This is a genomic window from Pseudomonas putida (genome assembly GCF_004357765.1).
Taxonomy (GTDB): Bacteria; Pseudomonadota; Gammaproteobacteria; order Pseudomonadales; family Pseudomonadaceae; genus Aquipseudomonas; species Aquipseudomonas putida_U.
Window position 1 is genome coordinate 202,261 of record NZ_SMTE01000011.1, and the last position, 24,785, is coordinate 227,045.

Annotated in this window: 17 protein-coding genes and 2 pseudogenes; 10 read left to right on the forward strand and 9 right to left on the reverse strand. The window is 56.6% G+C overall.

Annotated features, from left to right (window positions below):
- Positions 1–376: 376 nt before the first annotated feature.
- On the forward strand, positions 377–577 hold the full coding sequence (locus tag E2H86_RS18365) for a helix-turn-helix transcriptional regulator (RefSeq protein WP_133330344.1): 201 nt from the start codon (positions 377–379) through the stop codon (positions 575–577).
- 321 nt (positions 578–898) lie between these two features.
- Positions 899–1,852, forward strand: coding sequence for a YagK/YfjJ domain-containing protein (locus E2H86_RS18370; protein WP_133330346.1), 954 nt, complete (start codon positions 899–901; stop codon positions 1,850–1,852).
- A 69-nt stretch (positions 1,853–1,921) separates the two neighbouring features.
- On the opposite strand, the pseudogene E2H86_RS18375 reads toward E2H86_RS18370, so the two are convergent.
- Both E2H86_RS18375 and E2H86_RS18380 read right to left on the reverse strand, forming a co-directional pair.
- Positions 1,922–2,083 (reverse strand): annotated as a pseudogene (locus tag E2H86_RS18375) (DUF4113 domain-containing protein); the annotation flags it as partial.
- 166 nt (positions 2,084–2,249) lie between these two features.
- Positions 2,250–5,525, reverse strand: a complete 3,276-nt coding sequence (locus E2H86_RS18380; protein WP_243744075.1) for a sacsin N-terminal ATP-binding-like domain-containing protein — start codon at positions 5,523–5,525, stop codon at positions 2,250–2,252.
- Positions 5,526–5,648: 123 nt separating this feature from the next.
- On the opposite strand from E2H86_RS18380, the gene mads1 reads away from it, so the two are divergent.
- Genes mads1 through E2H86_RS18400 form a run of 4 tightly spaced genes read left to right on the forward strand, consistent with a single transcriptional unit; the run spans position 5,649 to position 13,375 of the window.
- Positions 5,649–5,861 (forward strand): methylation-associated defense system helix-turn-helix domain-containing protein MAD1, encoded by a 213-nt coding sequence (gene mads1 / locus E2H86_RS18385; RefSeq protein WP_133330352.1) that lies wholly within the window; start codon positions 5,649–5,651, stop codon positions 5,859–5,861.
- Positions 5,858–8,776, forward strand: a complete 2,919-nt coding sequence (locus E2H86_RS18390; RefSeq protein WP_133330354.1) for an ATP-dependent helicase — start codon at positions 5,858–5,860, stop codon at positions 8,774–8,776. Before mads1 ends, E2H86_RS18390 begins: the two co-directional genes overlap by 4 nt.
- Entirely contained in the window at positions 8,773–10,701 is a 1,929-nt protein-coding gene (locus E2H86_RS18395; RefSeq protein ID WP_133330356.1) for a site-specific DNA-methyltransferase, read from the forward strand. The genes E2H86_RS18390 and E2H86_RS18395 overlap by 4 nt, the downstream gene beginning before the upstream one ends.
- Positions 10,691–13,375, forward strand: coding sequence for a TnsA endonuclease N-terminal domain-containing protein (locus E2H86_RS18400; RefSeq protein WP_133330358.1), 2,685 nt, complete (start codon positions 10,691–10,693; stop codon positions 13,373–13,375). Before E2H86_RS18395 ends, E2H86_RS18400 begins: the two co-directional genes overlap by 11 nt.
- Positions 13,376–13,793: 418 nt before the next feature.
- Here the strand turns inward: E2H86_RS18400 and E2H86_RS26300 are convergent.
- The 7 genes and pseudogenes from E2H86_RS26300 to E2H86_RS18425 all read right to left on the reverse strand — a co-directional run.
- Positions 13,794–14,021 (reverse strand): annotated as a pseudogene (locus E2H86_RS26300) (lysophospholipid acyltransferase); the annotation flags it as partial.
- A gap of 198 nt (positions 14,022–14,219) precedes the next feature.
- Positions 14,220–14,396, reverse strand: a complete 177-nt coding sequence (locus E2H86_RS26000) for a hypothetical protein (protein ID WP_165976089.1) — start codon at positions 14,394–14,396, stop codon at positions 14,220–14,222.
- A 105-nt stretch (positions 14,397–14,501) separates the two neighbouring features.
- Positions 14,502–14,999 (reverse strand): RadC family protein, encoded by a 498-nt coding sequence (gene radC / locus E2H86_RS18405; protein WP_133330360.1) that lies wholly within the window; start codon positions 14,997–14,999, stop codon positions 14,502–14,504.
- Positions 15,000–15,041: 42 nt separating this feature from the next.
- Complete coding sequence (locus tag E2H86_RS18410; protein WP_133330362.1) at positions 15,042–15,953, reverse strand: recombination directionality factor; 912 nt, start codon at positions 15,951–15,953, stop codon at positions 15,042–15,044.
- Positions 15,954–16,028: 75 nt separating this feature from the next.
- Complete coding sequence (locus tag E2H86_RS18415) at positions 16,029–17,033, reverse strand: YqaJ viral recombinase family nuclease (protein WP_133330364.1); 1,005 nt, start codon at positions 17,031–17,033, stop codon at positions 16,029–16,031.
- 92 nt (positions 17,034–17,125) lie between these two features.
- The gene (locus tag E2H86_RS18420) at positions 17,126–18,094 is read right to left on the reverse strand and encodes a DUF932 domain-containing protein (protein ID WP_133330366.1); all 969 of its coding nucleotides are present in this window, start codon (positions 18,092–18,094) and stop codon (positions 17,126–17,128) included.
- Positions 18,095–18,180: 86 nt separating this feature from the next.
- The gene (locus E2H86_RS18425; RefSeq protein ID WP_133330368.1) at positions 18,181–18,510 is read right to left on the reverse strand and encodes a hypothetical protein; all 330 of its coding nucleotides are present in this window, start codon (positions 18,508–18,510) and stop codon (positions 18,181–18,183) included.
- Between the two features lie 327 nt (positions 18,511–18,837).
- Between E2H86_RS18425 and E2H86_RS18430 the strand changes: the two genes are divergently transcribed.
- From E2H86_RS18430 to E2H86_RS18445, 4 genes are all read left to right on the forward strand, one after another.
- Positions 18,838–20,955 carry a hypothetical protein gene (locus E2H86_RS18430; RefSeq protein ID WP_133330370.1) on the forward strand — a complete coding sequence of 706 codons (2,118 nt, stop codon included), beginning with the start codon at positions 18,838–18,840 and terminating at the stop codon, positions 20,953–20,955.
- Complete coding sequence (locus tag E2H86_RS18435; RefSeq protein WP_133330372.1) at positions 20,930–22,798, forward strand: dynamin family protein; 1,869 nt, start codon at positions 20,930–20,932, stop codon at positions 22,796–22,798. Before E2H86_RS18430 ends, E2H86_RS18435 begins: the two co-directional genes overlap by 26 nt.
- A complete protein-coding gene (locus tag E2H86_RS18440; RefSeq protein ID WP_133330374.1) occupies positions 22,798–23,433 on the forward strand; it encodes a hypothetical protein in 636 nt (211 codons plus the stop codon). Before E2H86_RS18435 ends, E2H86_RS18440 begins: the two co-directional genes overlap by 1 nt.
- A 95-nt stretch (positions 23,434–23,528) precedes the next feature.
- Positions 23,529–24,782, forward strand: a complete 1,254-nt coding sequence (locus E2H86_RS18445; RefSeq protein WP_133330376.1) for a DUF1269 domain-containing protein — start codon at positions 23,529–23,531, stop codon at positions 24,780–24,782.
- Positions 24,783–24,785 lie beyond the last annotated feature (3 nt).

Here is a 24,785-nt window from a genome sequence, read left to right on the forward strand (position 1 = left end):
CATGCGGTCGCATGTGACTGATCAAAGCAGGCATCTTTAATCTTTGATGGGCGGCAGGGGGGGGACACGATCTCTAGGCTGTGCCCAGCAGTTTTGATTCTTAGCTTGCATACCTGGGGATCAAGTAATCGGCTACACGGTTCCGCGAGAGTGCGTGTCTTGACTCAACCAGCGTTGGTTGCTGAAACCTGCCCTATTTCGGCACCGATCAAATTTACGGCCAGCTATCCGTCAACTTGAGCTGCAAACCTATGTCGTGTTGTTACAAGCCCAGGAGGCTCCATGAAACCTAGGTGGTTAATGTCATGCAGTAGGTATGGCGCGTATTTATTTACCGTCCCTACCGATCCTCTGAACAAACATGAGGAGCCTGTTCATGAGGATTATTCGCCTGAAAGATGTCATCGATTCCACCGGCCTGGGCCGGTCCACTGTCTACAAGTACATCTCGGAAGGGACCTTCCCCAAGCCGGTCTCGCTGGGCGACCGTTGCGTCGGCTGGGTTGAAGGGGAGGTGCGTGATTGGATCCTGGCAAGGATAAAGGAGCGTGACCTGGCAGAAATCGCTGCAGCGTAATTGAAAAGAGAATGAGAAAGCGCCATGACTCGGGCGTCGCCCGGTCATGGTGCTTTATGCCGCATCCGCCAGATGGGGTGGTTGAGGTCTCAGACAACTCCCCCGATGGGCTCATCGCAAAAGTCTCCCATAGGCTGGGCAATCCTGCTTCCTATTGTGCCGCTTCTCGGGGCAGTGCTCTCCTTAGCAAAGCTGGTTTTATTTATATAGTCTTTTTCAATCATTCAATAACTTTCGATAGTTTCAAGTGCGGTATGCCTCAGCAGTAAAAAGATACTCAGTGAGTACCTGGTGTGTATCCAACCAACCAGGTACTCAACCATGCACTCATTCAGCAATAAAGCCTTCACCAATTTCTCCCAGTCCCAAGCTGCTATTAGGATCGAACGACTCGTTCAGTCCATTGAGCGTACTGACAAGCCAGCTTTCGAGGTCATCCAAACTCAGGCTGGATACGAACGTGCACAACGGACCAGGATCTCCAAATACTTCGATGCCATACAGCAGATGGTGGATCTTTTTGATGATCGTCACCCTTACGTCTACAGCGAGCACCTGCAAGCTTTCTGGGAAGCCTGTCAGGACATTGGCCTGGAGCGTAGCCGGGCAGGCGTTACCTGCCTGAATGAACATAAGACGGCGTACCTGGATTTCCATCATTCAATGAACATACTGGTCGCTCGGATTCGGCAACTGATCAGCAGCAAGAGGTACAAGCGCAAGGTGGACGACCGCCGCTACGAAGCCACTCGCAGGCAGGCCATGCTTAGCGAGTACGTCAGCCAGGTGCTTGATCGTTACTCCCGCACGGTGGTCGTTCGTGTGGATCTGCATTATCGAGCGATAGCTCGTCCACGCTTGCGCATTGAGCATGTGTTCAATGACCTGGACAAGCTAATTCGTGCGCGGGAGCGCAATCCCATCTTCGAGCATGAGACAGGCTATATCTGTTCAGTCGAGCACGGAGAGGATAAAGGCTTTCATATCCATGCAGCCTTCTTCTTCAACGGAGCTGAGGTACGCAGCGATTTCACTAAGGCGAGAAAGGTCGGTGAGTTGTGGGAACAGATCACTCGTGGCCAGGGTTACTTTTTCAGCTGCAACGATGACAAGGACCGCTATGGTGACGAGCTGGGAATCGGGGTGATCAAGCGATCTGACACCGAGGCATGTCGAAAGTCCATCAAGGCCGTGAGTTATCTGACCAAGGAGAACCAATATCTGCGCATGAAACCGGCTAGGGCGAGAACCTACCGCACTGGTCGTATTAGCTGAGCAACTGCTTGAAAAAGCTACAGGTCAGAATCTCAGCACCATGGTGCTGGCTCTGGCTTGTATAGGCGGCTATGAACAGTTAATGCGCCATAACTGGTCGAGTTTAGTCGTGTAACTCTGGCTCATGAGGCTGCGCCGCATGGGCCATTCTGGACTCGATGGGACACTTGCCACCCGTAGAGTGCCGCGACCCCATCGACTGTTGATTTCATCCAGTACCGACATAACCTTTGTGGGGCGAAAAGAGAAAACGGAAATTTTCGTACGCTAAGCGCTCTGTCTGTCAGGTTGAGGTCTTAGAGGGGGACGCCGTCGCTTTAAAATGGGATTTGAGGGGCAACTGAACAAAAGTGCACTTGAGCTCAGTCGCTGCCCCGCAAACCCCATCTCGAATCGTTTAAGTTGGAAGTCCCGTTTGAGCGATTTCGCTCCACCCCCGATCGAACGTGAACGTCTTGGCGTGAGCGACGGGGTTCTGAATTCGGAGCACGCGCGCTTTTGCTGAATCGGTCGCGTGTTCGACCACGTACAACCAATACGCATCGCCTTTTTCACGGGCACAGTCGAATTGCGTGTGTGACAACCCCACGGGCCGATCTCGTAGGCTGCCGGTCATCGACTTCACTTCTACCCATCGAATCTGCCTGCCACTGCTGTCGGCCTCAAAAAGGTCAAAACCGGGGTTACCGTCCTGTGTGCGGCACAGTTTCGGCTCAAGGCGAATGATTAGGTCGATGGCGTGCCCTTCGATCTGCATTCGCGCCACCTGATCGAGGTCATCGGGATCTGGGCCATCATCATCCGGATGTGCGCCGACGTAGGAAATGAAGGGGCGTGCCCCGATCTGGCCGGGCGTCCTCTTACCATAGCCACCGTCATTTCCACTTCCTTTACCGGCAGACGCGCCGTGGTCACCTGAGCCACCGTTTGCGCCTCCATTGCCTTGGCCGTTGCCGCGCGGTGTGCCGGTACCAGTACGGCCTTGGCCGCCGCGTCCCGCACCATTGCCCATGCCGTCGCCACCCTCGGGATCAGGTGTGCCGGGTGGGATATCTGGCATATCGTCGCCGTACAGGTCTTTCGCATCGTCGTACACGTCGCCGTCGGATGGTTCGTGGACCTCCAGCTCGGGGACTGTTGATGTTTCGGGCTCTGATATTGGAGTGGTGCTCAATCGATTTGCCAGCTCAGCAACGATAGCGGGATCTCTTCTTAGTAGATCGAGAATCGCCGGGTCGATGCCCACCTCTTTGGCCAACTGATCGATGATCGGCGGCTTGAAGGCGATCTTAGTCAGTAGGAAGGGATTGGGCTTCCAGCCAAGGGTGTCGAACACTACGAGCCCCGGAGGTACGAGCTTCCCGTCGGCGTCTGGCACCCAGGCGACCTGATTGAGCGTCCGGATGAAGGTGGCGTCGAATCGGACGGTCTTTGTCTCGTGGAAATAGCCCCATTTGTAGGAACCGTAGAAGGCGGCAGTGCCGCGCGCCTCAAGGTCAGCTAACGCCTCCCACAGCACCTTCACTTTGGCTGCTGCCTCCTCTGGCCTCAGAGAGGGCAAGAACTCCAGCAGCTGCGTCAGCCCGCGAAGAGTGAAGTCTTCTGGTTTATCCTCCCAGCTCGCGCGCTCAAGGCCTGCTTCACGGCGAATCTGAACTTTCTCGGCATGCCCCAGACCCGATGGTATTGCTTGCGAAATGAGGTAGCGGCTTGCGCCACACGACACCAGCAGGTCGCGGATGTCTTCACCGCGCAAGCAGTCGTATTCGTTGTCGACGATCAGGATATCCAGCACGCCGGCGAATAACTGCTGCAGGCGGTCGGTGGCGATGTAGATGTCTCCGGGCTTGGCAACGTAGGCTTTACCATCGCCGGTGTCGACCGCCATTACAAAGTTGGTATCGCGCAAGGCTGAACGGAGTTTTTCCTTCTGGCTGGCCGAGTCAGTGCTGAAGGCAGTACGGATGCGCTCGATGTCTGCAGCGTAGGCATCGTCGCCTACATCCACTTCTTCTTGCTGGTACTTCGGCAGGAGGTTCCAGATCACGTCATCCACTGGATCGGGTTCGGTGATGCCCAGGGAAATTAGGAACAGGCGCACCTCGGGTGTCGCGCACACAGCACGGCGCATCGTCGGGAAGCTGGTGGCAATAGCGCTTGGCAAGAATGCCTTGGTTTTCCCGTTCTCGCGGGCGACAACGTGGCTGCCATCATCAAGGCGGATGAGTGGTACAGTGTCGAGATGGCGACGCAGAGCCTTCTCCTGGCCGCTCAGGAATTCGTACAGCCGCAATACCCACTCATCAGGTTGAGCCTCAAGGAATGATTTGCTTAGGCTTGGCACCAGCTTTGTTGGCGTGATTTCGTCGATGTCGAGTTCGCGCATCAGGTAATGGCGAATCTCGGGTGCCTTGTCCTGAGTAATGTCGCCAGACAACCAAGCGGCGACCTCCGAGTCGAACAGTGCTGCAACCTGCTCCGGGCTGAACAGCTCGCGCAGATCTTGCGTGCGCGCCAGCTTGGCCTGATTGGCGCTAACGTGCCCGCCGTCGAATGTCGGAAGTAGCGCCTCCTTCTGAAATGCCTGCTGGACGGCATCGAACATCGGCGCGAACCGCGAATCTTGTGGGAACTTCTCGCGGTCAAGTGGAAGACACCGAAGCGCCGAGACATCCAGCATGGCCTTGTCCCGCATCCAGCGCATTGCTTCCACCAGCAAGCTGGATGTTTCCTTGACCAGATGTTGGTTCCACGGCTCGCCGGGCGGGATGTTGTCGCGGCTGGGCGTGGTGCGGTACGGGCCCTGCACGAGAAAGCCAAGGTGGCTTTCAACCACTGTCGGGAAGAACACCACCAATGGTGACTTGGCCAGTGGCTGCACTGCCCAGCGGCCGGGAGCGTCCTTCACTGCGATTAGCGAGAAGGCGATTTCTACCCGTCCGACCTTTTGCTGTTCGGCAGAAAACACGTCGCGGTGGAACACCAGCCAGTTCTGATCGACTTCGGAGCGATCATCCTCGTTGCCGATTACCGTGATGCGCTGAACATTGGGCCCAAGCGTTTCTGGGCTGTTGCGCAGGTAGAACCCGGAGGCGCCGCCTTCGACGCTCCAGTTGATTTCGTCGATGTGACGCAGGAACAGCAGCGCGCCTGGGCCCAAGTGGCGAAACCCTGCTGTGATGTCCTGGGCTGCGCTCGTGTCCTCGGGTTTCAGGGGCAGGACGATCTGAGTTTCATCCGCCGCGCGCGCCAACCGTGCGATTCGCTTGGGAAAGACGTAGTTCTCAATAGCGAAATCCTCATCGCCAGAGTGAATCTCCGGAAGATCGGTAACGGTATAGACGGACTTGAAACCAAGGCCGAAGCGGCCAATCGAGGACTCGTTCTTGGTGCTCTCAGCTATGTCGCAGACGCTTCGGACGTCAGCCTCGTCGAACGGCTTGCCGAAGTGGGAGAGCGACAGGCGGGTCGAATCTAGAGTGAAGGCAACCTTGCGCGACCCGTGCCAGTCTCTGCGCCTGCCGAGGGCATCTTCGGCGTTTTGCAGCAATTCGAAGATGAAGTGCGTGCGGTCGTCGTAAAGCCCAGCGGCTAGCTTCCCGGATTTTTGAGCGCCTTTGGTGCCGTAGCTCTCCCGGTTTTCCTCGCAAATTGACTCGTAGTTCGATGCCACCGCTGTTCCCTCTCGGTCAGGCATCTTTCCGATGCCAAGCTTGCACAAGTCTGCACAATCTGGGAATAAAATGACAAGATGTGGTAGTAAACCAAGCACTCTGCAGATGAAATGGGAAAGCCGATGAGCGACCAGCCAGACGAGATCCTCACGATTGACGAGGTTGCTGCCTTTTTGAAGGCAGGTAAGCGCACGGTCTATCGCCTGGCCGCGAGCGGTAAGCTCCCGGCCTTTAAACTCGGTGGAACGTGGCGCTTTCGGCGCAGTGACCTGGACAAGTGGATTGCCAACCGCATCGGCAAAATGACAGTGGGTTATGACGAGGGGGCTGAATGACCTCCAACGCCACCACCCTCCAGTCCAAGGCCAATCCCCAGCAGCTTGAAGCCATTCTGGCCACCGATGGCCCGGTGCTCATCATTGCCGGGCCTGGGTCTGGCAAGACTTTCACGCTGGTAGAGCGCATCGTCTATCTCATCACCCACAAGGGAGTTGCCCCCGAGTCGCTGTTGGTTGTCACCTTCACCGACAAGGCCGCGCGCGAGCTCACTACTCGCATCTCCAATCGGCTGGCCGAGCTGAACATCCAATTCAACCTGAACGAGATGTATCTCGGCACATTCCACTCCATTTGCCTACGGCTCTTGGAAGACTACCGCGAGTTCACCCGGCTCAAGCGCAGCTTCACGCTGTTCGACCAGTTCGATCAGCAGTACTTCCTCTACCAGCACATCAAAGACTTCCGCGAGCTGCCAGACGCCCAGCTTGTCATGGGCCATGACCAGACGGGCCGCTGGGCGCAGTCGGAGAACCTGCTCAAGTGGCTCAACAAGGTCAGCGAGGAGGCGCTCGACGCAGCTACGCTGGCGGTGGCGCCGGAAGTGGAAGTCCGCGCCCTGGCCACCTGTTTTGCCAAGTACCAGGAGCTGCTCAACGAGCACAACTCGCTGGACTTTTCCGGCATCCAGTACGAGGCCCTGCAACTGCTGGAAAAGCGCCCCGGGGTGCTGGCGCAATTGCGCGACAAGCTCACCCACCTGATGGTGGACGAGTACCAGGACACCAACACCATTCAGGAACGCATCCTTCTGCTGCTCACGGGCGAGCGTCGCAATCTGTGCGTGGTGGGCGACGACGACCAGGGCTTGTACCGCTTTCGCGGGGCCACAATCCGCAACATTCTGGAGTTCCCTGCGCTGTTCAACGACGGCCAGTGCAAGCAGGTCAAGCTCACCGTCAACTACCGCTCCCACCCGGATATCATCCGTTTTTACAACGAGTGGATGAAGGAGCAGGTTTGGGACGACGGCACTCGGGTGTTTCGCTTCGCCAAGCAGATCGTCCCGCGCGAGGATGACTTCCCCGATCTGCCTGCGGCGGTGCGACTGACCGCTAGTGACGACAATGGCGACATCACCAACTGGCACACCGAGGTACTGGCCCTCCTCAACGGGTTGAAGAACTCCGGCCAACTCTCGGACTGGAATCAGGTCGCCTTCCTGTTTCGTTCGGTCAAGAGCGACAAGGTGGTAGCACTGGCGCACTTCCTCGAAGCCCAGGGTATACCCGTGTTCTCGCCCCGCTCAAATATGTTCTTCGAGCGCGAGGAAATCCGCCTGATGATCGGGGCGCTGATCTTCCTGTTCCCGCAGTTCCCCAAAGTACGGGCGTGGGCCGAAGGCGTCACGCTGCCCATCTGGGACTACTACGACCACCAGTGCTTCAAGCCCTTCATCGACGAGCTGCGCAAGCCGGAGAACAAGGCGTTGCTGGACTGGGCACGCCCGATGGCCAAACGCCACGCCGTGCTCACGCAGAACACCGACTATGCCTTCTCTGGCCTGTTCTACCAGTTGCTGCAATTCCCGCTGTTCTCGCGCTTCCTCACTGAGGAGGCCGTCCAAGGCGTGGACAAAGGGCGTGCCGCCCGCAACCTCGGCACCTTTTCCAAACTGCTCACCAAGTTCGAGTACCTGCACTTTGTCAGCGTGCTCAACCCCGAGTGGCTGGAAAAAAACCTGCGCGACCTGTTCAACCAGTTCCTGCGCTTCCTGCAGGATGGCGGCATCGGCGAGTACGAGGACGAGGCCGAGTACGCACCCAAGGGCTGTGTCTCGTTCCTGACGATCCACCAGTCCAAGGGCCTGGAATTTCCGGTGGTGGTGTGCGGCTCGCTGGAGGCGGTGCCGCGCAAGCAATACAGCGCGCTCGATGTGCTGCTGGAAGATGGCGGCTACCTTTCCAAGGAACGCTTCGAGCCGCTCGACCACATCAAGAACTTTGACTTCTGGCGGCTGTTCTACACCGCCTTCTCGCGTGCCCAGAACCTGTTGGTGCTGGCCGCGCAAGAAAAGCAGGGGCGCGGCAAGTCGCCGTCCAAATACTTCGAGCGGCTGTTTTACGAGCTGCCCAATTGGCGTGATGTTGATCTGTCGGCGCTGACCTTCGAGGCCGTCAAGCAGATCAACCTCAAGCGCGAATACTCCTTCACCTCGCACATAACGGTGTTCGAGAACTGCGCCGAGCAGTACCGCTTCTTCAAAGAGCTACAGTTCACGCCCATCCGCGAAAGTCCGATGCTGTTCGGTACGCTAGTGCACCAGACCATCGAGGACATCCATAAAGTCGTGTTGCGCGGTGAGGAAGGCAGCCTTTCCTTCGATGCCATCAAGGGCTGGTTTTCGATCAACTACGTCATGCTCTCAAAAAAGGAGCGCGTCTACCTCGCGCCCTCCTCGCAACAGGCGGCGCTACAGCACGTGCAGCGTTACTACGAGCGTGAGAACGGCCACTGGGATCGCATCAAGGAGGCTGAGGTCGAGATATCGCTTATTAAGGATCAGTACATCTTGAAGGGCAGCGTCGACCTGATCCGGGGCGAGCACGACACAGTCGAGATCATTGACTTCAAGTCGGAGAAGAAGCCCAACATGGAGAAGGATCGGGATCGCCTGCGCCAGTACCAGCACCAGTTGGAGGTGTACGCCCACCTGGTGGAAGAGCGCACCGGCCAGAAGGTCAGCCGGATGCACCTCTACTACACCGGCGAAGACGGCGGCAATCCATACGTATCCTTCACAAAAGACGACCGAGCCATCGGCAAGACCATTGCGCGCTTCGATGACATCGTGGCGCGCATCGAACGGCACGATTACCAGATCGCAGCCCGCCCGGCCAAACTGTGCCAGAGCTGCGATATGCGTGCCTATTGCGACAACAAAATTTGGAAATTCAGGAACAACGATCAATGAGCAAGAACACATCCGCACAGGAAAGCCTGCAACTGGCTACGCCTGATAGCAGCGTCACAGACGTCGAAAAGTACCAGTTCGAGCCGATCAAGGGCTACCCGATGCTCAACTGGCGCGGCAAACGCCCCTTTACTTCGACACAGTATTTTCCCGCGCAGTTAAAAGAGGTCCACGGAGAAGAGGTGGACGGCTGGCGCAACAAGATTTTCTGGGGCGACAACCTTCAGGTGATGAGTCACCTGCTGAAGGAGTTCCGAGGCAAGGTGGATCTAATCTACATTGACCCGCCGTTTGACTCAAAGGCGGACTACAAGAAGAAGATTGAGCTCAAAGGGAAGGCGGTTGATAACGACCTTAATTCGTTTGAAGAAAAACAGTATGCCGATATTTGGACAAATGACGAGTACTTGCAATTTATGTATGAGCGACTGGCACTCTTAAGAGAGCTGCTCTCGCCAAATGGCTCAATATTTGTGCACCTTGATACACGAAGAGCGCATCACCTTCAGTCGATCATGGATGAACTTTTTGGAAGGCAGAATTTCCAAAATGCAATTTGCTGGAAAAGATCGCCATTCGCGGGAAGCAGTAAGGCGCGTGCGCATAAATTTCCTGCAAATCACGATGTAATTCTCTTTTACTCAAAGGCGGGGGAGTTCCAGTTTGAGCATGACTACTCAGATTACTCTGAAGAATATCTCAAACGGTTCAAGAATCTAGACAATGATCCTCGAGGCCCATATAGGATTACCTCACTGAAATCTTACTCTAAGGAGCGCTTTGAGCAGTGGCAGAAAGAGGGGCGACTTATTCCACCAAAAACAGTCGGAGCGGGTTGGTCTTATAAGCAATATCTGTCTGATTCAAAAGGGGTTCAGGCCGACGACTTCTGGGATGATCTAGCCCAGGACGAGGAAGAGGTTGGTTCAATGTGGGGCGACATAAACCTCGACAATCCGATGTCAAATGCTCGAACAAATTACCCCACACAAAAACCCGAGCAACTGCTGGAGCGCATAATTAAGACAACAACGCAGGCTGGTGACTTGGTTTTCGACTGCTTTATGGGATCTGGGACAACGCAATCTGTTGCGATGAGGCTCGGTCGTCGCTTTATCGGTGCGGATATTAATCTTGGGGCAATTCAAACTACAAGTAAAAGGCTAATCAAGGCAGCTGAAGAGCTTCGACAACAGTCGATTGATGCTCAGCCAAATATCTATACAGGTTTCGATTTACACACAGTCAACCACTACGACATCTTCCGCAACCCTGTGCAGGCCAAGGAGCTGCTGATCGAGGCGCTTGAAGTACAGAAGTTGGAGTTCAGCACCGTGTTCGACGGTGAGAAGGACGGGCGCATGGTCAAGATCATGCCGGTCAATCGTATCGCTACGCGCGCCGACCTGAACGAGCTTATTGCAGGCTTCGACTATAAGGCATGGGAGCGCAAGCAGAACGAAAGCCCGAACCGTCCGGTCGAGAAGATCACTCTCGTCTGCATGGGCCACGAGCCTACCCTACGGGCGGAACTGGAATACGCGGCCAAACCCTTCAAAATCGACGTCGAGGTGGTAGACATCCTGCGCGACAAGGCCGATCTAGAGTTCAAGCGCGACTCGCAGGCCCAGGTCGTCATTAAAAACGGCGAGCTGGTCATCGAGAAATTCTACCCAATGAATCTGTTGCAGAAGCTCTCGCTGCAGAAGTCGTCTGTCGACGATTGGAAGGAGTTGGTCGAATCAGTGTTGATCGACTGGAACTATGATGGCGCAGTATTGCAACCGACAGCGGTGGATATTCCCGGTAAGAGCGAGATGGTCAAAGGAGCATATAAGGTTCCAGACGATGCGGGCACGATCCGCGTGAAGATCACCGATCTGCTGTCGGAGTCCTGGGAAGGGAGCGTAAGCCATGGCGACTAAACGCGTAACCAAAACAGTGAGCGCATCGCTCGACTTCGCCTTCTTCCAGTTCCTCTGGCAGTTCTATCAAGCCAATCGAGGTGCTATTCGCCAGAACTATAAGGAGCTCACCCGAAAATTCCTTGACTTCAACAATCCGGAGAAGAATCCCAAGGCCTTCCTGCGCCAGCCCCAGTTTGAGGCACTGGAAACTTACGTCTTCCTCAAAGAGTTCCTCGGTAACGTTAAGGTCGAGGAAATCTTTAAACAGTGGTTCGAGAAGCAAGGACGTTTTGCCGACAGAGCCGAAGGTGGTGTGGTATCCGGTAATGCGGGTCAGGTGGGCCTTTTCGACAAGATTACGCAGGATCAGTACAAGGCAGTGTTCGCGGCGATGCGCAAGAACTCGCGCGCCTATCCGAACTACATATTCGCTCTAACAATGGGCACCGGCAAAACTATTCTGATGGCGACCTGCATCTTCTACGAGTTCCTGCTGGGTAACAAATTCGAGAAGGACGCGCGTTACTGCCATAACGCGTTGGTGTTCGCGCCGGATAAGACGGTGCTGCAGTCGCTGAAGGAAATTGAGTCTTTTGATCTAACCCGTGTGGTGCCGCCGGAGTACGTCAATTTCCTGACCACACACCTGCGCTTTCACTTCCTCGAAGAGGCCGGTACCTCGCTGGACACTCTGGATCGTTCGCGCTTCAACATCATCGTCTCCAATACGCAGAAGATCATCCTCAAGCGTAAGCACAAGGAAAAAAACTCTGTCGACAAGCTGTTCGGCGCCACCGGCGAAACGCTCTCTGCCACCGGCGTTTATGCCGATGCTGCCGACCTCTACAACTTCGATCAGCCGGAAGAAGAAGGTGAGCTGACCACCAACCAGCGCTTTGAGAAGCTGCGCCGCCTGGAGCAACTTGGTATCTACGTTGATGAGGCCCACCATGCCTTCGGCAAGACATTGGCCAAGGACATGGGGGTCGGGGCCAAGGAAACCGACACCAGCCTACGTACAACCATCGATATCCTCGCGGCCAGTCTGAATGCGGCGGGGACGCGGGTGGTGGCCTGCTACAACTACACCGGCACGCCCTACGTCGGCCGCGAGGTTTTGCCTGAGGTGGTCTACGCCTACGGCCTGAAGGAGGCCATCGACAAGGGCTTCCTCAAAAAGGTGACACTGCACGGCTATGCCAACACTCGAACCGACGAGTTTGTCGACATTGCCATCGAAAACTTCCTGAAGGAATCAGGTGAGTTGCGACCGGAAGGTTTGCTGCCCAAACTGGCCTTTTTTGCCGCCACCGTAGAGGAGCTGACCGAAGAGTTGAAACCCGCCGTCGAGCGCGCACTGCTCAAGCACGGCATCCCGACCTCACGCATCCTCGTCAACGTGGGCGACAGTAAAATCACTAACAACGACGACATCCGTGAGTTCAACCGGCTCGATACTGAAGGCTCGGAAAAGCAGTTCATCCTGCTGGTCAACAAGGGGCGTGAGGGCTGGAACTGCCGATCGCTGTTCGGTGTTGGTCTGTTCCGGGAGCCAAAGTCCAAGGTGTTCGTCCTCCAAGCCACCATGCGCTGCTTGCGCGCCATCGGCGGGGCACAACACACAGGTCACATCTTCCTTTCGGTCGACAACCTCAACACCCTAAACGATGAGCTCCAACAGAACTTCCACATAAGCGCCGACGAGCTGCAGAAAACCGGTAAGGACAAGGAGCGCGTTGAAGTACGGGTGGTCGCGCCCCCGGTAAAGATCAAGCTGGTGCGCGTGCGCAAGCTTTATCAGATGCGCGAGAAGGTGATGGTGCCCGGCCAGACGCTGGGCATCGAGCGCGCCGACAAGGAAAGCTGGAATGCGCTGGTCGAGAAGTACCGCCTGATCGAAACGCAGCAAGACGGCTTGACTGCCGCCGACGCGGCGCGTGTCTCCAGTAGTCGAACTTTCGACCTGACCTCGCGTCGGGAAAAGCGTACCTTCTCACAGTTATCGCTGGTGGCCGAGGTATCTCGCTATTTGAATCGAAGCCCCTTAGAGATTGAGGAGCTACTCAGCGCGACCAGCGAAGGCATCGACGAACTGGTGGCCATCACCAACGAGTTCAATGAACTGCTCTATGACGAGATCGTCCCACGCCTCTTCCGTAAGCTGTTTGATCTTGACGAGTATGAGAAGAAGGACGAGTACGAGGTCGACCTGATTAAAGCGCCTGCTAACGGCTACTACGAGGTGTCGGCGGCGAAGGACAAGATCGTCCGGATGAACGACGCGCAGATCAAGGACGAGGAGCGCGCCAAGAGCTTCCACCTCGACACCTACTGTTTCGATTCGGGCTCGGAGAACTGGCTGTTTTGGGACCTGATGCGCGAGCAGCGGGTAAGGAAGATCTACTTCACCGGAATGCTGACGCACGGTCAGTCCGACTTCTTTATTCAGTACATCGACCCTAATTCACGGACTGTGCGCAGCTACTATCCCGACTTCATCTTCCAGCGTGAAGAGCCGGATGGCAGCCTGAAGTACGTCATCGTCGAGGTGAAAGCCGACAACCAGATCGAAGATGCCGTGGTGCAGGCCAAAAAGGACTTCGCCCAGCAGATCGCCGTGGCCAGTGGGATGGAGTACCGAATCCTCAAATCGTCGGACGCCGACAAGAGAAATTTCCGAGTGTTGCTCTAATACGGGGAGTTGCATCGTAAGCGGAGCTGGTGTCTCAACTTCTTGAGCCCACCAGGTGGACCCTCTCTCAGTTGGCTAACATTAAAAAAGCCCCGCAAAGCGGGGCTTTCGTTGTGGCGCGCAACGACGGATCTCACCATCAATCGGCACAAACATTCACCCAAAAGCAGGGGCAGTATTTGGAGTTCATTCAGGCTATACCCTGGTTAACGTTCACGCACCTGCTCAGGCCAACATATAACGCTTGTTTAAAGTCACTCCACTGTCGGTTCACCAGAGGCTTCTGACCCTCAAAAAGACTGGGCTGGTTTTACGCCAGTCTGGGCGCGCTCGCAGCCTATCGGTTCTGGTCGAGTACGACTTGCTGCCTGGCTTTAGCTAGTTGAAGATTAAACAGTCAAATCCTCGGTGATGAGGTACTAGTAATGCGGGCCACGCCCTTACCACAGGCCGGCGCGCCCTGAGCACCTCGAGATCGTTGTCTTCACGTTTCAGACTTATGCAGCGCTAGGCCGGGCAGAACGAGGCGCAGGCATTTTCGGTCACGGACTTGCCTGTCATTCAGGCTCCGTCCCACTAAACGCTCGCGCTGAGCAGCGTCCATTTCCAGAAAGCACTTGACCAGATTGATCTGCACCGCATCGCGTCACGGGAGCGGGCGGGGGGCATGACTCAGCCGATCATCGAATCTACCTGACAGTGGTGTATATGTCGCTGAAAAAGGATGCCGGGGCAGACCCGCTGAGTTCGGCTAGGGTCTAAGCTTTTCGCAGTTCAGACAAAAAAAGAAAACAGCATTTAGACAGACAGGAGGCACTTCAGCCTCCTGTCTGCCTTATGTCGTTTATCCGATTTTGGGGAAGCGCTTGAGCACCCAGCTGAAGAGCAGGCAGGCAATGCCAACTGCGATCAATATCGGCGGAAATCGCAGAATCAGGATCACCGCCAGCACTAGTGCAAAAGCGCTTGCCAGTGCACCGATGAAGGTGAGAAGTGCGATTAGGAAGCGTATCAATGCCATGGAAATCTCCTGGCGTCGTGGTGATGTAGGTTCTGGCCCCGGATGTATCGGTTGCGACCTGCTGGTGCGGCTTGGCTGGCGCATGTCTCCAAGGGCACAGCGCCCCTACAGATATCCCCGCTCTGCCAGCGATACGCAGCCGTCATTACCCACGACGACATGATCCAATATTTGGGTGCCAATCATGTTGACAGCATTTTTGAGGGTTGTGGTCAGTGCGCGATCGGCTTGACTGGGCTCCGGGTCACCGGAGGGATGGTTATGTACGAGAATTACGGCCGCAGCGTTGTGTTCCAGGGCGATCTTTACCACTTCCCTAGGGTACACGCTGGCTCCGTTTAGGGTGTCTCTGAATAACTCTCGGAAACCAATGACCCGGTGCTGGGTATCGAGCAGCAGCAATGCAAAGACTTCATGCTCGTGGTACTGCAGCAGTGTTTGCAGCAGGCTGAAAACCTGCTTTGACTCAGTCAATGCCCGGCCATTCGACAAACGACTCATCGCCAGTTGTTGCGCCATCTGCAGGATGTCAGCTTCGGTGACAAGGGATTCCATGACATAGGTACCGGTCGTTTCACCGGCTATGAGCTTGTAATATTTCATGATGGTCTTCCTGTGCGAATACGAGGGGATTGAGGCGCGCGGTTACTGGACGTTGGGTCTAGAGTGCCGGCTGGCTTGAGATTCCAGCTTTTGGGCCAGTGATGTTTTTTCAGGCGTTGCCGGTTGGTGTTCTGCGTGGCTGTGCACGGTCTCACTGGTGGGAAAGAACTCCTCTACGATGACGCCGGTGTCTTCTTCACTATCTTCAAACGCGCCATTGTTAAAGCCCTGACGTGCCGCGTGATCCAAGGCGGTTTGGTCAAAGCCCGAGACCTGCCGAGTTTCATCCAGGCGCTTGGCTTCCTGTAAGGCGTCTTCCATGCTCAGGCCACTGCGTATCGTGATGTCCACGTAGAAAATTGGTGTGCCATGGCTCTGCCGGGTGGATTTGCCGCGCAGGCGCAACTCCAGCGGCAGACAGGCCAGACGGTTGCCTGAGATGGCCTGGAAGTACTGCAACCGTGCCGCCAGGGTGCGAATGCTGTTGAAACCGGTAGTTCGAAACACAAAGCTGCCCAGCGGATCGTCGTCGCCAATCACCACATTCAGCCGACCATAGGGTTTGCAGGCGTTGCCTTGGGCCAATGAACAGCCATCCGGCGAAAGGCAGGGCAAAGTCTTGATCCCATCCTCACACTGTCGTTTGCAGGTGTCGCCATTGCCGACGCACATCGGCCTACCGGTGGTGCGGTCGAACAGGCTGTAGTCGGCACGAAAATTCAGATCGGGCTCATTGAACAGCAAACGGATTGGAATACTGCGCAGCTTGCCGTCCTGCCCATTACGCAGCTCTTCATTCAATGGGTGCGGTAACCAGCCGTCGCGGCTCTGTACCTGGGACGTGATGGTGAACTGATCGTCTTTCTCCGGCAGGCGCTTGCCGTTTTTCTCGACTACCTTGCCGATGGAAATGCGCCCGAGTACCGGTGGGGTGATAACTAAGCCTTTGAGCATGATGGTTCTCCAGCATCTGAAAATAAAAAGCCCACTGGGACGTATGGTCCGGGTGGGCTTGAGTGAGGGTGTGCTTCAGTCAATCAAAAATCGGCGGCTGCCTTCTCGCAACTTGCTGTAGCGGATTTGAAGGTAGGGTTTGTCCTTGAGCATCCGTTCGACATCCAACCCGATGCTGTCCTTGGACTTCTTCCAGCTGATGTAGCCCTCGGCAAACTGAGCACGGGTGGCTGGACCCATGGCCTGTTGCAGGACTTGCTTGAGCTGCGCCTCGCGAGTCTCTTGCTGAGCAATGCTTTGGCGAACAGCCTTGAGCTCCCGGTAGGTGGCGGCTAGTTCCATGTTTTGAGTGAAGTCTAGCGTCTGACCGTTGTCCTCTGGGTAGAGGCAACGCAATGCTGCCTCTGCGGAGTCCGTGCCATCGGCCGGTGGTGGGGTGTCACTGACCACGTAATCCCAGAACAGCCGCTCCAGATCGATTAACCGGGCAATCATCGACTCGTCGCGTTGAATGCGATGGATCTGCAGGTTCTGGCCTCCGAGTAGAACAGCGACATCGGCCGCTTGCTTGCCAGTAACAGCCAACTGGTGCATCACTTGTAACTGCACAAATTCTGGTACGCCCTCTTTCCAGAGGCGTGCGCCGTTTATGCCGGCAGTTTTGCATTCAAGGATCTGTACATCGTCGGCGCCGATGACCTCTCGGTCGATGTTCGCCAGCATCCACGGCAGTTGAGGATCAGGATGCTGCAACACGGCATTGACACGCCGCACCCGGTAACCATTGCGCTTGGTGTAGTGGGTCGCCACAATAGGTTCGAGGACGTTGCCCCAATAGGCCGGGCTCTCTTCATCCTGAGGGTCGAGCTTGGGCAGTGAGGCGTCACGGCCAGTTTTCTCCAGCCACAGCTCCAGCTGAGATTTGTAAGGGTTAAGGCCTACTGCGGCAGCGGCATCCGAGCTGCCGATGCCTCGTTTACGCACGGCCAGCCAGTCCTCGCGGGGCAGCTGTTTGGTGCTGACCAGGCGCAAGGCAGGAAGGGATTTGCCGCTGGGGTTTTGCAGTGTTTGCGTTGCCATGATGATTTCCTGTGGGCATAAAAAACGCCCGGCCAGCAGAAGCTGACCAGGCGTTTAGCCGTGAGAAAAATGAGCGGGGAATAAAGAAGAGACTAAGCAGCGAGTTGCAGGGCGGCGTCCAGTGCGCGTTGTTTGATCACAGCACCTTGGCCGAACCAGGCGGAGTCCATGCGGTATTCAGTACTCCGAGCGCGTCGCTCGTGATCGACATACTCCGTCACGGCGTTGAGCAAGCCCCACGCAGTTCCTTGGGCTGATTCAAGCGTCGCTCCTCGGCCTTTGCCTTCATACAACCCTTGGACTTTGCGCAGTGCCCGCTCATTCTGCAGCACTTCTGGCAGTTTGCTATTGGGGGCTACGTCACACAGCACATTCATGAAGAAGCCCATTGCCTCATGCCACTGCACCTTGCGTTCAGCCAGGGCGCGCATGCGATACATGAACTCGTCCCATTGCGAGACAGCGATGCACAGTTGTTTCTTCACTGCCTGTGGATCGAAGCGTGTGCTGTGCGGCACCTTGATTGCGCTGATAGAGCCGTTCAGGGAAATGGTCAGGGTGTTGTTGCACACCACGCGCACGGTGGTCGGTGTGGCAGTGGTGGCTAGGGTGCCGTCGCAGGAAGTTGCCAGTAGCAGGTAGCCATTGACCTGGTCGTTGCCCTTCAACGCCGTATCTTGCCCAGTACGGGCCAGAGCCCAGAACTTACGACCACCTTTAAGCACGCCGGCGGTTTCCAGCTCGTAGCCGGAAACTTCGGTGAGGTCACGATAAAATTCGAGTACCTCTCGGGGCTGCACCGTGTGGTAGCGCTGAGAGACCACCGACAGCGGCGCCTTGCTGTCGGATCGATAGAGCACCTTTTGCTCGGGGAAGGAGTGGATCGCGCCCAGGTGGCCGATAGCATCCGATTTGAAATGCACGGGGCTTTCCAGAATCTGCCAGTCCATTCCAGCTTCGCGTTGCCAGATTTCGATAGGTTGCTTCTGACTGAGCTGATTGCCCAGGCCATGCCATGGGGTAGCGCCAGCGTAGGCCATGGTTTCGATGAGATGTGCCATGTGAGTGATTCCTTTTAATACAGGCAGGCATAAAGCGCTGCGCGAGGCGCAGCACCGGACAGATAAATGAAAAGAGAGAGGGCCAATCAGGTCGGCAGGTTGAACCGATGACCGCATAGCAGGCAGAGGTTATGGGCCAAGATGTGGCGGTCGAGTGATTCACCGAGCTGGGCGCCGAGCACGCAGCCACCGACACCGCCGGCCAGGCCGCCGAATATGGCACCCGATACGGAGCCGAGGGTGATACCGACCGGTCCGGCGATAGCGCCGATGGTTGCGCCAGTTTGACCGCCAGATAGGGCCGCGCTGACGCCACGCGCAACACCGCCCACGGTGCCGATGGTCGCACCGACCTTCATGGCGTGATGGAAGGAGGCGATTCTAGGGGAGTGGCAGAGAGGGCATTGCAACGACATGGGGGGAACCTCAATGGTGATGATGTCGTTGGGGTTATGTGTGATTGAAATTTTTTTGAGTCGATTTTTTGCTGAATATCTTTCTCACGTCTGTCTGATCGGTGACCTCACTGTTGATATCTATAGCAATTCATCAGCATTTAAAGGGCCAATTCGCCACTTTTGCTGAAAGAGTAAACGTGCCAAAGAGAAGAGCGTCCGAGGATAAATACAGACTTGAGTTGATGGCGGGCTAATGGCCATCATTGCGTCGGTTAGATAATCAAGAAATCCCTTTACAAGCCGATGACCTCACCAACATTGCGCGTGTTTCAACAGGAGTAGTTGATGAAAGCCCCCCTGATCAAAGACATGGAAACCGCTGTAGCCGTTGTGCTCAAGATCTCAGCCGAGCTGAAGACTCGTAGCAACCCCCGCCCAGCCTTGGTCTCGATCCTGCGTAAACTGCGCATCGCCCGCGAGCTTTCCTCGGTCTACTACATCTGCGTAGCCGGCAGCCAAAGCGCCGGCAAGACCCGCCTCGTCCGCGAACTCTACGAGCTGGGCGATAGCTGGCTGGCAGACAACCAAGGCCGTGGCGAGCGTATCCCGGTGTTCATCCTCGAAAAGGACTGCGACGCGCCCTACGCTGTAGTCGTCAAGTACGACGCCCAAGGCAACGAGCAAGAAGAAGAGGTCTCCCAGAGTGTCTTCCGGGCGCTGATCAGCGGCTACGACAATTCTGGCGACCTCGACTGCCTGTTCCCCAAGCTCTACGTCCCACGTCGCTACTTCGACGGCCAGCGCTGCGGCTTCGTACTGCTCCCAGGCTACGAAATGCTGAACCCGGACAACGTCGAGTGGCAGGGCCTCATGCGCCACACCCTGGTGCACTCCCTGGGCAGCATTCTGGTCACCGACCGCACCCGCGTCGCCGACAACAGCCAGAAGCAGATCCTCAACGATCTGGTTGCCCGCTACTTCCCCGATCGCAAACCTGCCATCGCCGTCACCAAGACTGAAACGCTCACCCCAGGGCAGATGGATGAACTGGCAGGCACTGTGGCCGAAGTGTTCCAGATCCGCTCTGACGAGCAAGACCGTGTGATATTCACCGGCGTTGGCGACGACTCCTACCGCTCTGCCTGGAGCAGCCAACTCATCCAAGTCATCAACAAATATGCGCTGTCTGCAGGCGGCTCGGACGCAGGTCGTCTGCGGGAGCTGGAGAAGCTGCTGGACACGGAACTGGCAACAGTCAAGGCGGCGCTGGAAAGTGAGTTGGACGCTCAGAGCATTAGCGAACACCTGACCGAGCGCCAGGCCGAGCGGATGCGAGAGGTTTTCACCAAGGCGTCGGAGCGCTACCGGAACCGTTATGCCAAACGGCTGCGCGAGCACACCATGTCCTATCTCAATCAGGTCCAGAAAATTGCTGAGGATAGGTACATTAAGGAAGAAGAGAACTTCACCAACAAGCTTAGGCATGCGGCGAACTTCCTCACGCTGCAATCCGGTGAAAACGAAACCCGTTTCAGGTCGCGAATCATCGATTGCTGGTGCAACGGGACCAAGATTCTGCAATCCCCGCTGGAGTCCGATTACCTGGCCATCTCGGACATGTCCGCGAAAGAACTCGGCATTCAGGAAATCAAATCCACGGAGCTCGCTGCGATCAAGCATGAGGGCCTGAACAAACTGCTGGGTTACGAGGGTGCCTCTCTCGAAGTGCCTGCGGTGGGTACCCAGGAGCTGCAGCATGATCTGCGTCTGCTGCTTTCCAAGGGTAGTACTACCACCAATGACGTCGAGCGATTCAAAGCGGAGCATGTCGAAGAGGTGCTCAAGGCGCTGCCCGCGATGACCATGGAGTACTTCCGTCTCAACCAGGCAGTTGCCATCCGTACTCCTGAGCTGGCCCGCACCGAACTGGAAGCGTTCGATTTCGGCAAGCTCGCTTCGTCCATTCAGCAAGACCTCCCCAAGGTCGCCGCCTCGGCCAAGCCGCTGCTCAATACCCTTGCGGCAATCCTCGCAGTGGACGTGGTCATCGACGGCTCCATCGACACCATCCCGGCCATCGCGGGCACGCTGACGGGCGGCCAGACCGCTGCTGCTTCGCTGGGCGCTTCGTTGTCCATGGCCGCTGCCGGGGCGATCACCCTTGGTTTCATCGCCTATCGCGGTGCTTCCGAAATTCAGCGCTATGATGCGGCGCGCAAGGGCTTCATCGCCGAAAGCCTCAACCAGTTCGCCGAGGCCCATATCAAGAAGGGCCTGGAGCTCTACGACGACCTGATGGAAACCCTCGAAGAGCGCCTGGTGCGCAACCTGCGGGTGGCCTATGGCCTGGGCGCCGACCTCACGGTAAAAGACGCACTGGCACGTGGGTTGACGCGCCTGGAGCACGCTCGGGTGAACCTGGTCAAAGCCATCGACGATGCGCAAAGCCGCCATGTGGCTTGAGAAATACAGCAACCGCTATCGCTGGGCCTATAACGCGTATCAGCGCTTCATCGACGAAATGGACCCAAGCCTGGCTGGAGACTTCAACCGCTCCAGCCATGTGACGGTCGCCGTCTATGGCGCCACTCAGGTCGGCAAGACCACGCTGATTCTGGATTTGCTGGGCGTGACCGGTGAGGCTCTGGAGCGCGCTTCCAGTGTATTGCGAGGCGATCAACGCATGGGCAAGTCTTCGACGGCCTGTGCGATTCGTTACGGCCGCTCGAAGGATGATCACTGGTACATCGGCGATGACGGTGGGGCGTTGGATGATGAAGCCGCAAGGGTACAGTTTTCCGCGATACGCACTGAGATGGAGGAGGGCTGGGCACAGTCCGTTGAGGTGTTGTCTGTGCGGTTGCCATCGATGTTCTTCGAGCAAGGGGGAGGGGATGCGCTGAGCCTGGACCTGCGCATTCTCGATATCCCGGGCATCAATGCTGTTAACGAGGCTGAGCAGGCTCAGGTCGCGCGAGTGGCGGAGAAGTATGTGGCCACGGCCGATCTGATCTTGCTGGTCGGGCGTGCAGATGACCTGGGCTTCCTTCATCCCAACAAGCTCAAGCTGGCGGCGTTGGGTGACTGGATGCTGCAACCCAACCGCTATCGTGTGGTGCTCTCCTATACGTTCTCGCCTGCCAGTTTCAAGACTTGGTTCGGGCAGGACGAGCGCACGGTGGATCAGGTGAGAGCCTATATTTACCAAGAGCTGGGTACCCACGACTACATGCCGCCGCCGGAAGTGGAAAAGATGTTGTTTCCACTGGAGTTTGGCGACTCGCTGGGAAGCCTCAGTGCCGACCCGGTATATCACCAGAGAGCCGTGAAACTGATCCTGCGGTTGCGAAGTGAATTACTGGCCGGCATCACAAAATCTGCAAGCCCGTACGGGCGTCTGGCCTCCGCATTCAAGATGAAAACCTTGATCGATGTAAGGCTTGAGCGAGAGCAGGTTCAATACGAAAAGCACAGGAAGGAGTTGGAGGTCGCCCTTCAGCAGGCACTGGATGCGCTGATGCAGAGCGAGGGCTTGTTGAATGACTGCCAGAAAGAAAGCGGCGCGCTACATCATCACAGACGTTGCCTGCACCGGTACCTGAAGGTTTACCGGGGCAATGATCTTCGCCGCTACTTCACTCAGCCTTTGCCGAGTACTACGGAATCAGTCAGTGCCCTGAAGTCGCTTGCCATGCAGTTCGAGAACGGTATCCAGGCCAAATGGAAAGCGATGTGTGAGCGCCACGCCCATCGTCAGGCCAATTCCCGACTGGCCGAGCTTTCGCCTCCCACGACCAGCGCGCTGAACAGCTTCTATCAGAAAATGAACGGGTACCTTACCGACGGCTACTGGTGGTCAAGCGAGAACTTCCGTACCGATCACAGCATGCTGCTGGGGGCGGCCGAGAAGGTCGTGGACGCCTACACCGAAGCCGCCACCGAGGAAATTCGCAAGTATATGGAGCATCAGGCGAATGGCCTGAAGCGAAAATACTCGGATTACGAGCGGCGGCTTGCCGTGATGAAAACAGCCGTAGCAGAGCGCCAGCAGGCGGTGAAGGGCATACAAGGCAAGCGCCACCATCTTGAACAGGCCCACGCGGAATTCAAAGCGCGCATGCAGTTCAGCATGGAACACTCGCACAAGTTTGAACAATACATCCTCGAAGCGTTCAAGGCCGAGCTCGATCGCGTCCGGGAAGCCATCCGCCGTCCGCTCAATGCGATAGAACAGCTCTACGACATGTTCTACCTCCATGTGCTGCTGGGCGAACTCGACAAAATGCTGGAAGGGAAGAAGTTCTGATGGAACGATCCGATTTGGATGCCGAAATCTTAGCCGCTGATCAAGAGCTGTCAGCGCTGTTGGAAAAGCACATCAATGCGCCGGTGAAGCGAAGCATCGAGGAAGTGAGCGGGGGGCTGTCGCTCACACTCAAGGGCGACTTCGAGTCCACCGTGCTCAGCCTACGGTCGGAGCTGAAAAAGCTGCACAGCGCGTTCGAGGACTTGGGCGACGACCTTGGCAGCGTCCGCCAGGTGTCCAAGCGCATCGAGACACTGGTTCAGAAGGTTGAGTCTGCGCAGGATGGCCGGTTCGAGAATGCTGGCTTGCAGGTTGTCGAAAGCGCTCGCCTGGTTACCGAAGGGATCGCCGGTGTCGAGGAGCGCTTGAGCAAACTTGGCGCCGCCCAACTGCATCACCTGAACGCCGCGTTGAAAGCGCTGGCTGCAGATATTCACAGCCAGCGTGCTGAACGCCGCGATGACCAGCAACAGTCGTTGGCCAGACTGGATGAAATCGCGTCCACGATTGCAGCGCAGCAGGCTCAGTCGCAGACGGTGCAACAGTTGTCCAAGCGGCGCTTTATCTGGATCTGTGCGGCGCTTGGCTTGAATCTTGGTGTTCTCGTAGCCGTATTGGTCAAAGCATTCCTGTAGAGGCTTGCTCGGGTGCCCGGCATTGTCGCGGCGCCCGAATGTTGCAGTCGGATCGTCTTCTTCCTCCTTTTTGAACCGGTCAAGGACAGCCCGTCGTGAGTTCCTCAAACGTACTTTCTTCCCCTGATACTACTGTGCAACGGCTTCTCGAAGAACGCGAGCAGGAGCGCCAAGCCGACCTGCTCGACCAGGTTGCCTTCACTGATACAGCCAGCGCACCGAAGGCGGTTGCGGTCATCTGGAGCTTCATTCGCTCTTATGACCAGCACCGCAACGAGATGCCGCTGGACCAGTGGCTCACCCAAGAGCTCAAAAAGTACCCGCAACTTTGGCAGGGCAATGCTGAGGTCGAGGCTGTTGCACGTACGTTGATCAACTCGATCTCGCGAACTCATCAGCACAAAGCGTCGTTGCAACAACACCTCGACAAGGGAAAGAGCGCGGTCAATTGGCTGGCCAGAGAGCTGGAACAGGACGTGCAGAACAACCCTGAGTTGAATCCAAGTGAATACGCGGGCCAGGTGCAGAGCATGCTGGCGTCAGCCAATGTGTCGCTGGCGCAAAAACTCGATCCGAGTGTGCGCCATTCCACTGTGCCTGACGATGTCACCGGTAATTCTTCGCCGATTCTTGCTGAAACCCAGCCGACCATCTGGGACGAAACCTCCCGCTTGGAAATTTCCAGGGAGATCAACAAGCAAGCGCTGCTGAATGCCGCCCTGAACGCTTCGTACCACGGTGCCCGTATCCTCGGACAGCGCACCTGGAACTGGTGGCGAGGTGAGGAAAACGCACCCGCAAGTGTGGCGATGCAGGCATTCTTCGACAGCTCGCTGAAGTCGGCCGACCATGTCGGCGCGCAGGTTGCGGTGTCGGGTGGCGTGATGGTTGCGGCAAAAAGTGGCTGGTTGAGCTTTTTCCGCGACGCGTCAGCCGAAGAGGTCGCGACCACGACCTACGTTGGCCTGGAGCGTGCCAAAGCCTTGTACAAGCTCGGGCAAGGCGACATTTTTGCGGATACCGCGATCAACGCCATCGAACAGACCACCATGGTGGCTGCTCGCTCATTGGCCCAGGCCGCTGAACATAAAGGCGCGGCGCTCGGCGCCGAGTGGGGTGCAGCTCTGGGCACTGTGTTTGGTCCAGGAGGTACGGCTATTGGCGGGGTTGTCGGTGGTGTCGTTGGCCGTGCGGCCGGGAAGGCCGTCGGCACCCTGATCGAGAAGGGCGGCCGAAAGGTTATCGAGGTTGCCAGCAAGGTAGTTCGCAAGGTGGTCGGCACACTCAAAGATGTAGCGACGAAGACCGTCGAACGCGTGTCAGATTTCTTTTCGTCGTTGTTTAGTTGAGGC

Excerpts from the sequence above, each read along its gene's own strand:
- E2H86_RS18415 (WP_133330364.1), bottom strand. The coding sequence starts at position 17,033 with ATGGCAACGCAAACACTGCAAAACCCCAGCGGCAAATCCCTTCCTGCC.
- E2H86_RS18425 (WP_133330368.1), bottom strand. The coding sequence starts at position 18,510 with ATGTCGTTGCAATGCCCTCTCTGCCACTCCCCTAGAATCGCCTCCTTC.
- E2H86_RS18435 (WP_133330372.1), top strand. The coding sequence starts at position 20,930 with ATGCGCAAAGCCGCCATGTGGCTTGAGAAATACAGCAACCGCTATCGC.
- E2H86_RS18440 (WP_133330374.1), top strand. The coding sequence starts at position 22,798 with ATGGAACGATCCGATTTGGATGCCGAAATCTTAGCCGCTGATCAAGAG.
- E2H86_RS18420 (WP_133330366.1), bottom strand. The coding sequence starts at position 18,094 with ATGGCACATCTCATCGAAACCATGGCCTACGCTGGCGCTACCCCATGG.
- E2H86_RS18395 (WP_133330356.1), top strand. The coding sequence starts at position 8,773 with ATGAGCAAGAACACATCCGCACAGGAAAGCCTGCAACTGGCTACGCCT.
- E2H86_RS26000 (WP_165976089.1), bottom strand. The coding sequence starts at position 14,396 with ATGGCATTGATACGCTTCCTAATCGCACTTCTCACCTTCATCGGTGCA.
- E2H86_RS18410 (WP_133330362.1), bottom strand. The coding sequence starts at position 15,953 with ATGCTCAAAGGCTTAGTTATCACCCCACCGGTACTCGGGCGCATTTCC.
- E2H86_RS18400 (WP_133330358.1), top strand. The coding sequence starts at position 10,691 with ATGGCGACTAAACGCGTAACCAAAACAGTGAGCGCATCGCTCGACTTC.
- E2H86_RS18365 (WP_133330344.1), top strand. The coding sequence starts at position 377 with ATGAGGATTATTCGCCTGAAAGATGTCATCGATTCCACCGGCCTGGGC.
- mads1 (WP_133330352.1), top strand. The coding sequence starts at position 5,649 with ATGAGCGACCAGCCAGACGAGATCCTCACGATTGACGAGGTTGCTGCC.
- radC (WP_133330360.1), bottom strand. The coding sequence starts at position 14,999 with ATGAAATATTACAAGCTCATAGCCGGTGAAACGACCGGTACCTATGTC.
- E2H86_RS18430 (WP_133330370.1), top strand. The coding sequence starts at position 18,838 with ATGAAAGCCCCCCTGATCAAAGACATGGAAACCGCTGTAGCCGTTGTG.
- E2H86_RS18370 (WP_133330346.1), top strand. The coding sequence starts at position 899 with ATGCACTCATTCAGCAATAAAGCCTTCACCAATTTCTCCCAGTCCCAA.
- E2H86_RS18390 (WP_133330354.1), top strand. The coding sequence starts at position 5,858 with ATGACCTCCAACGCCACCACCCTCCAGTCCAAGGCCAATCCCCAGCAG.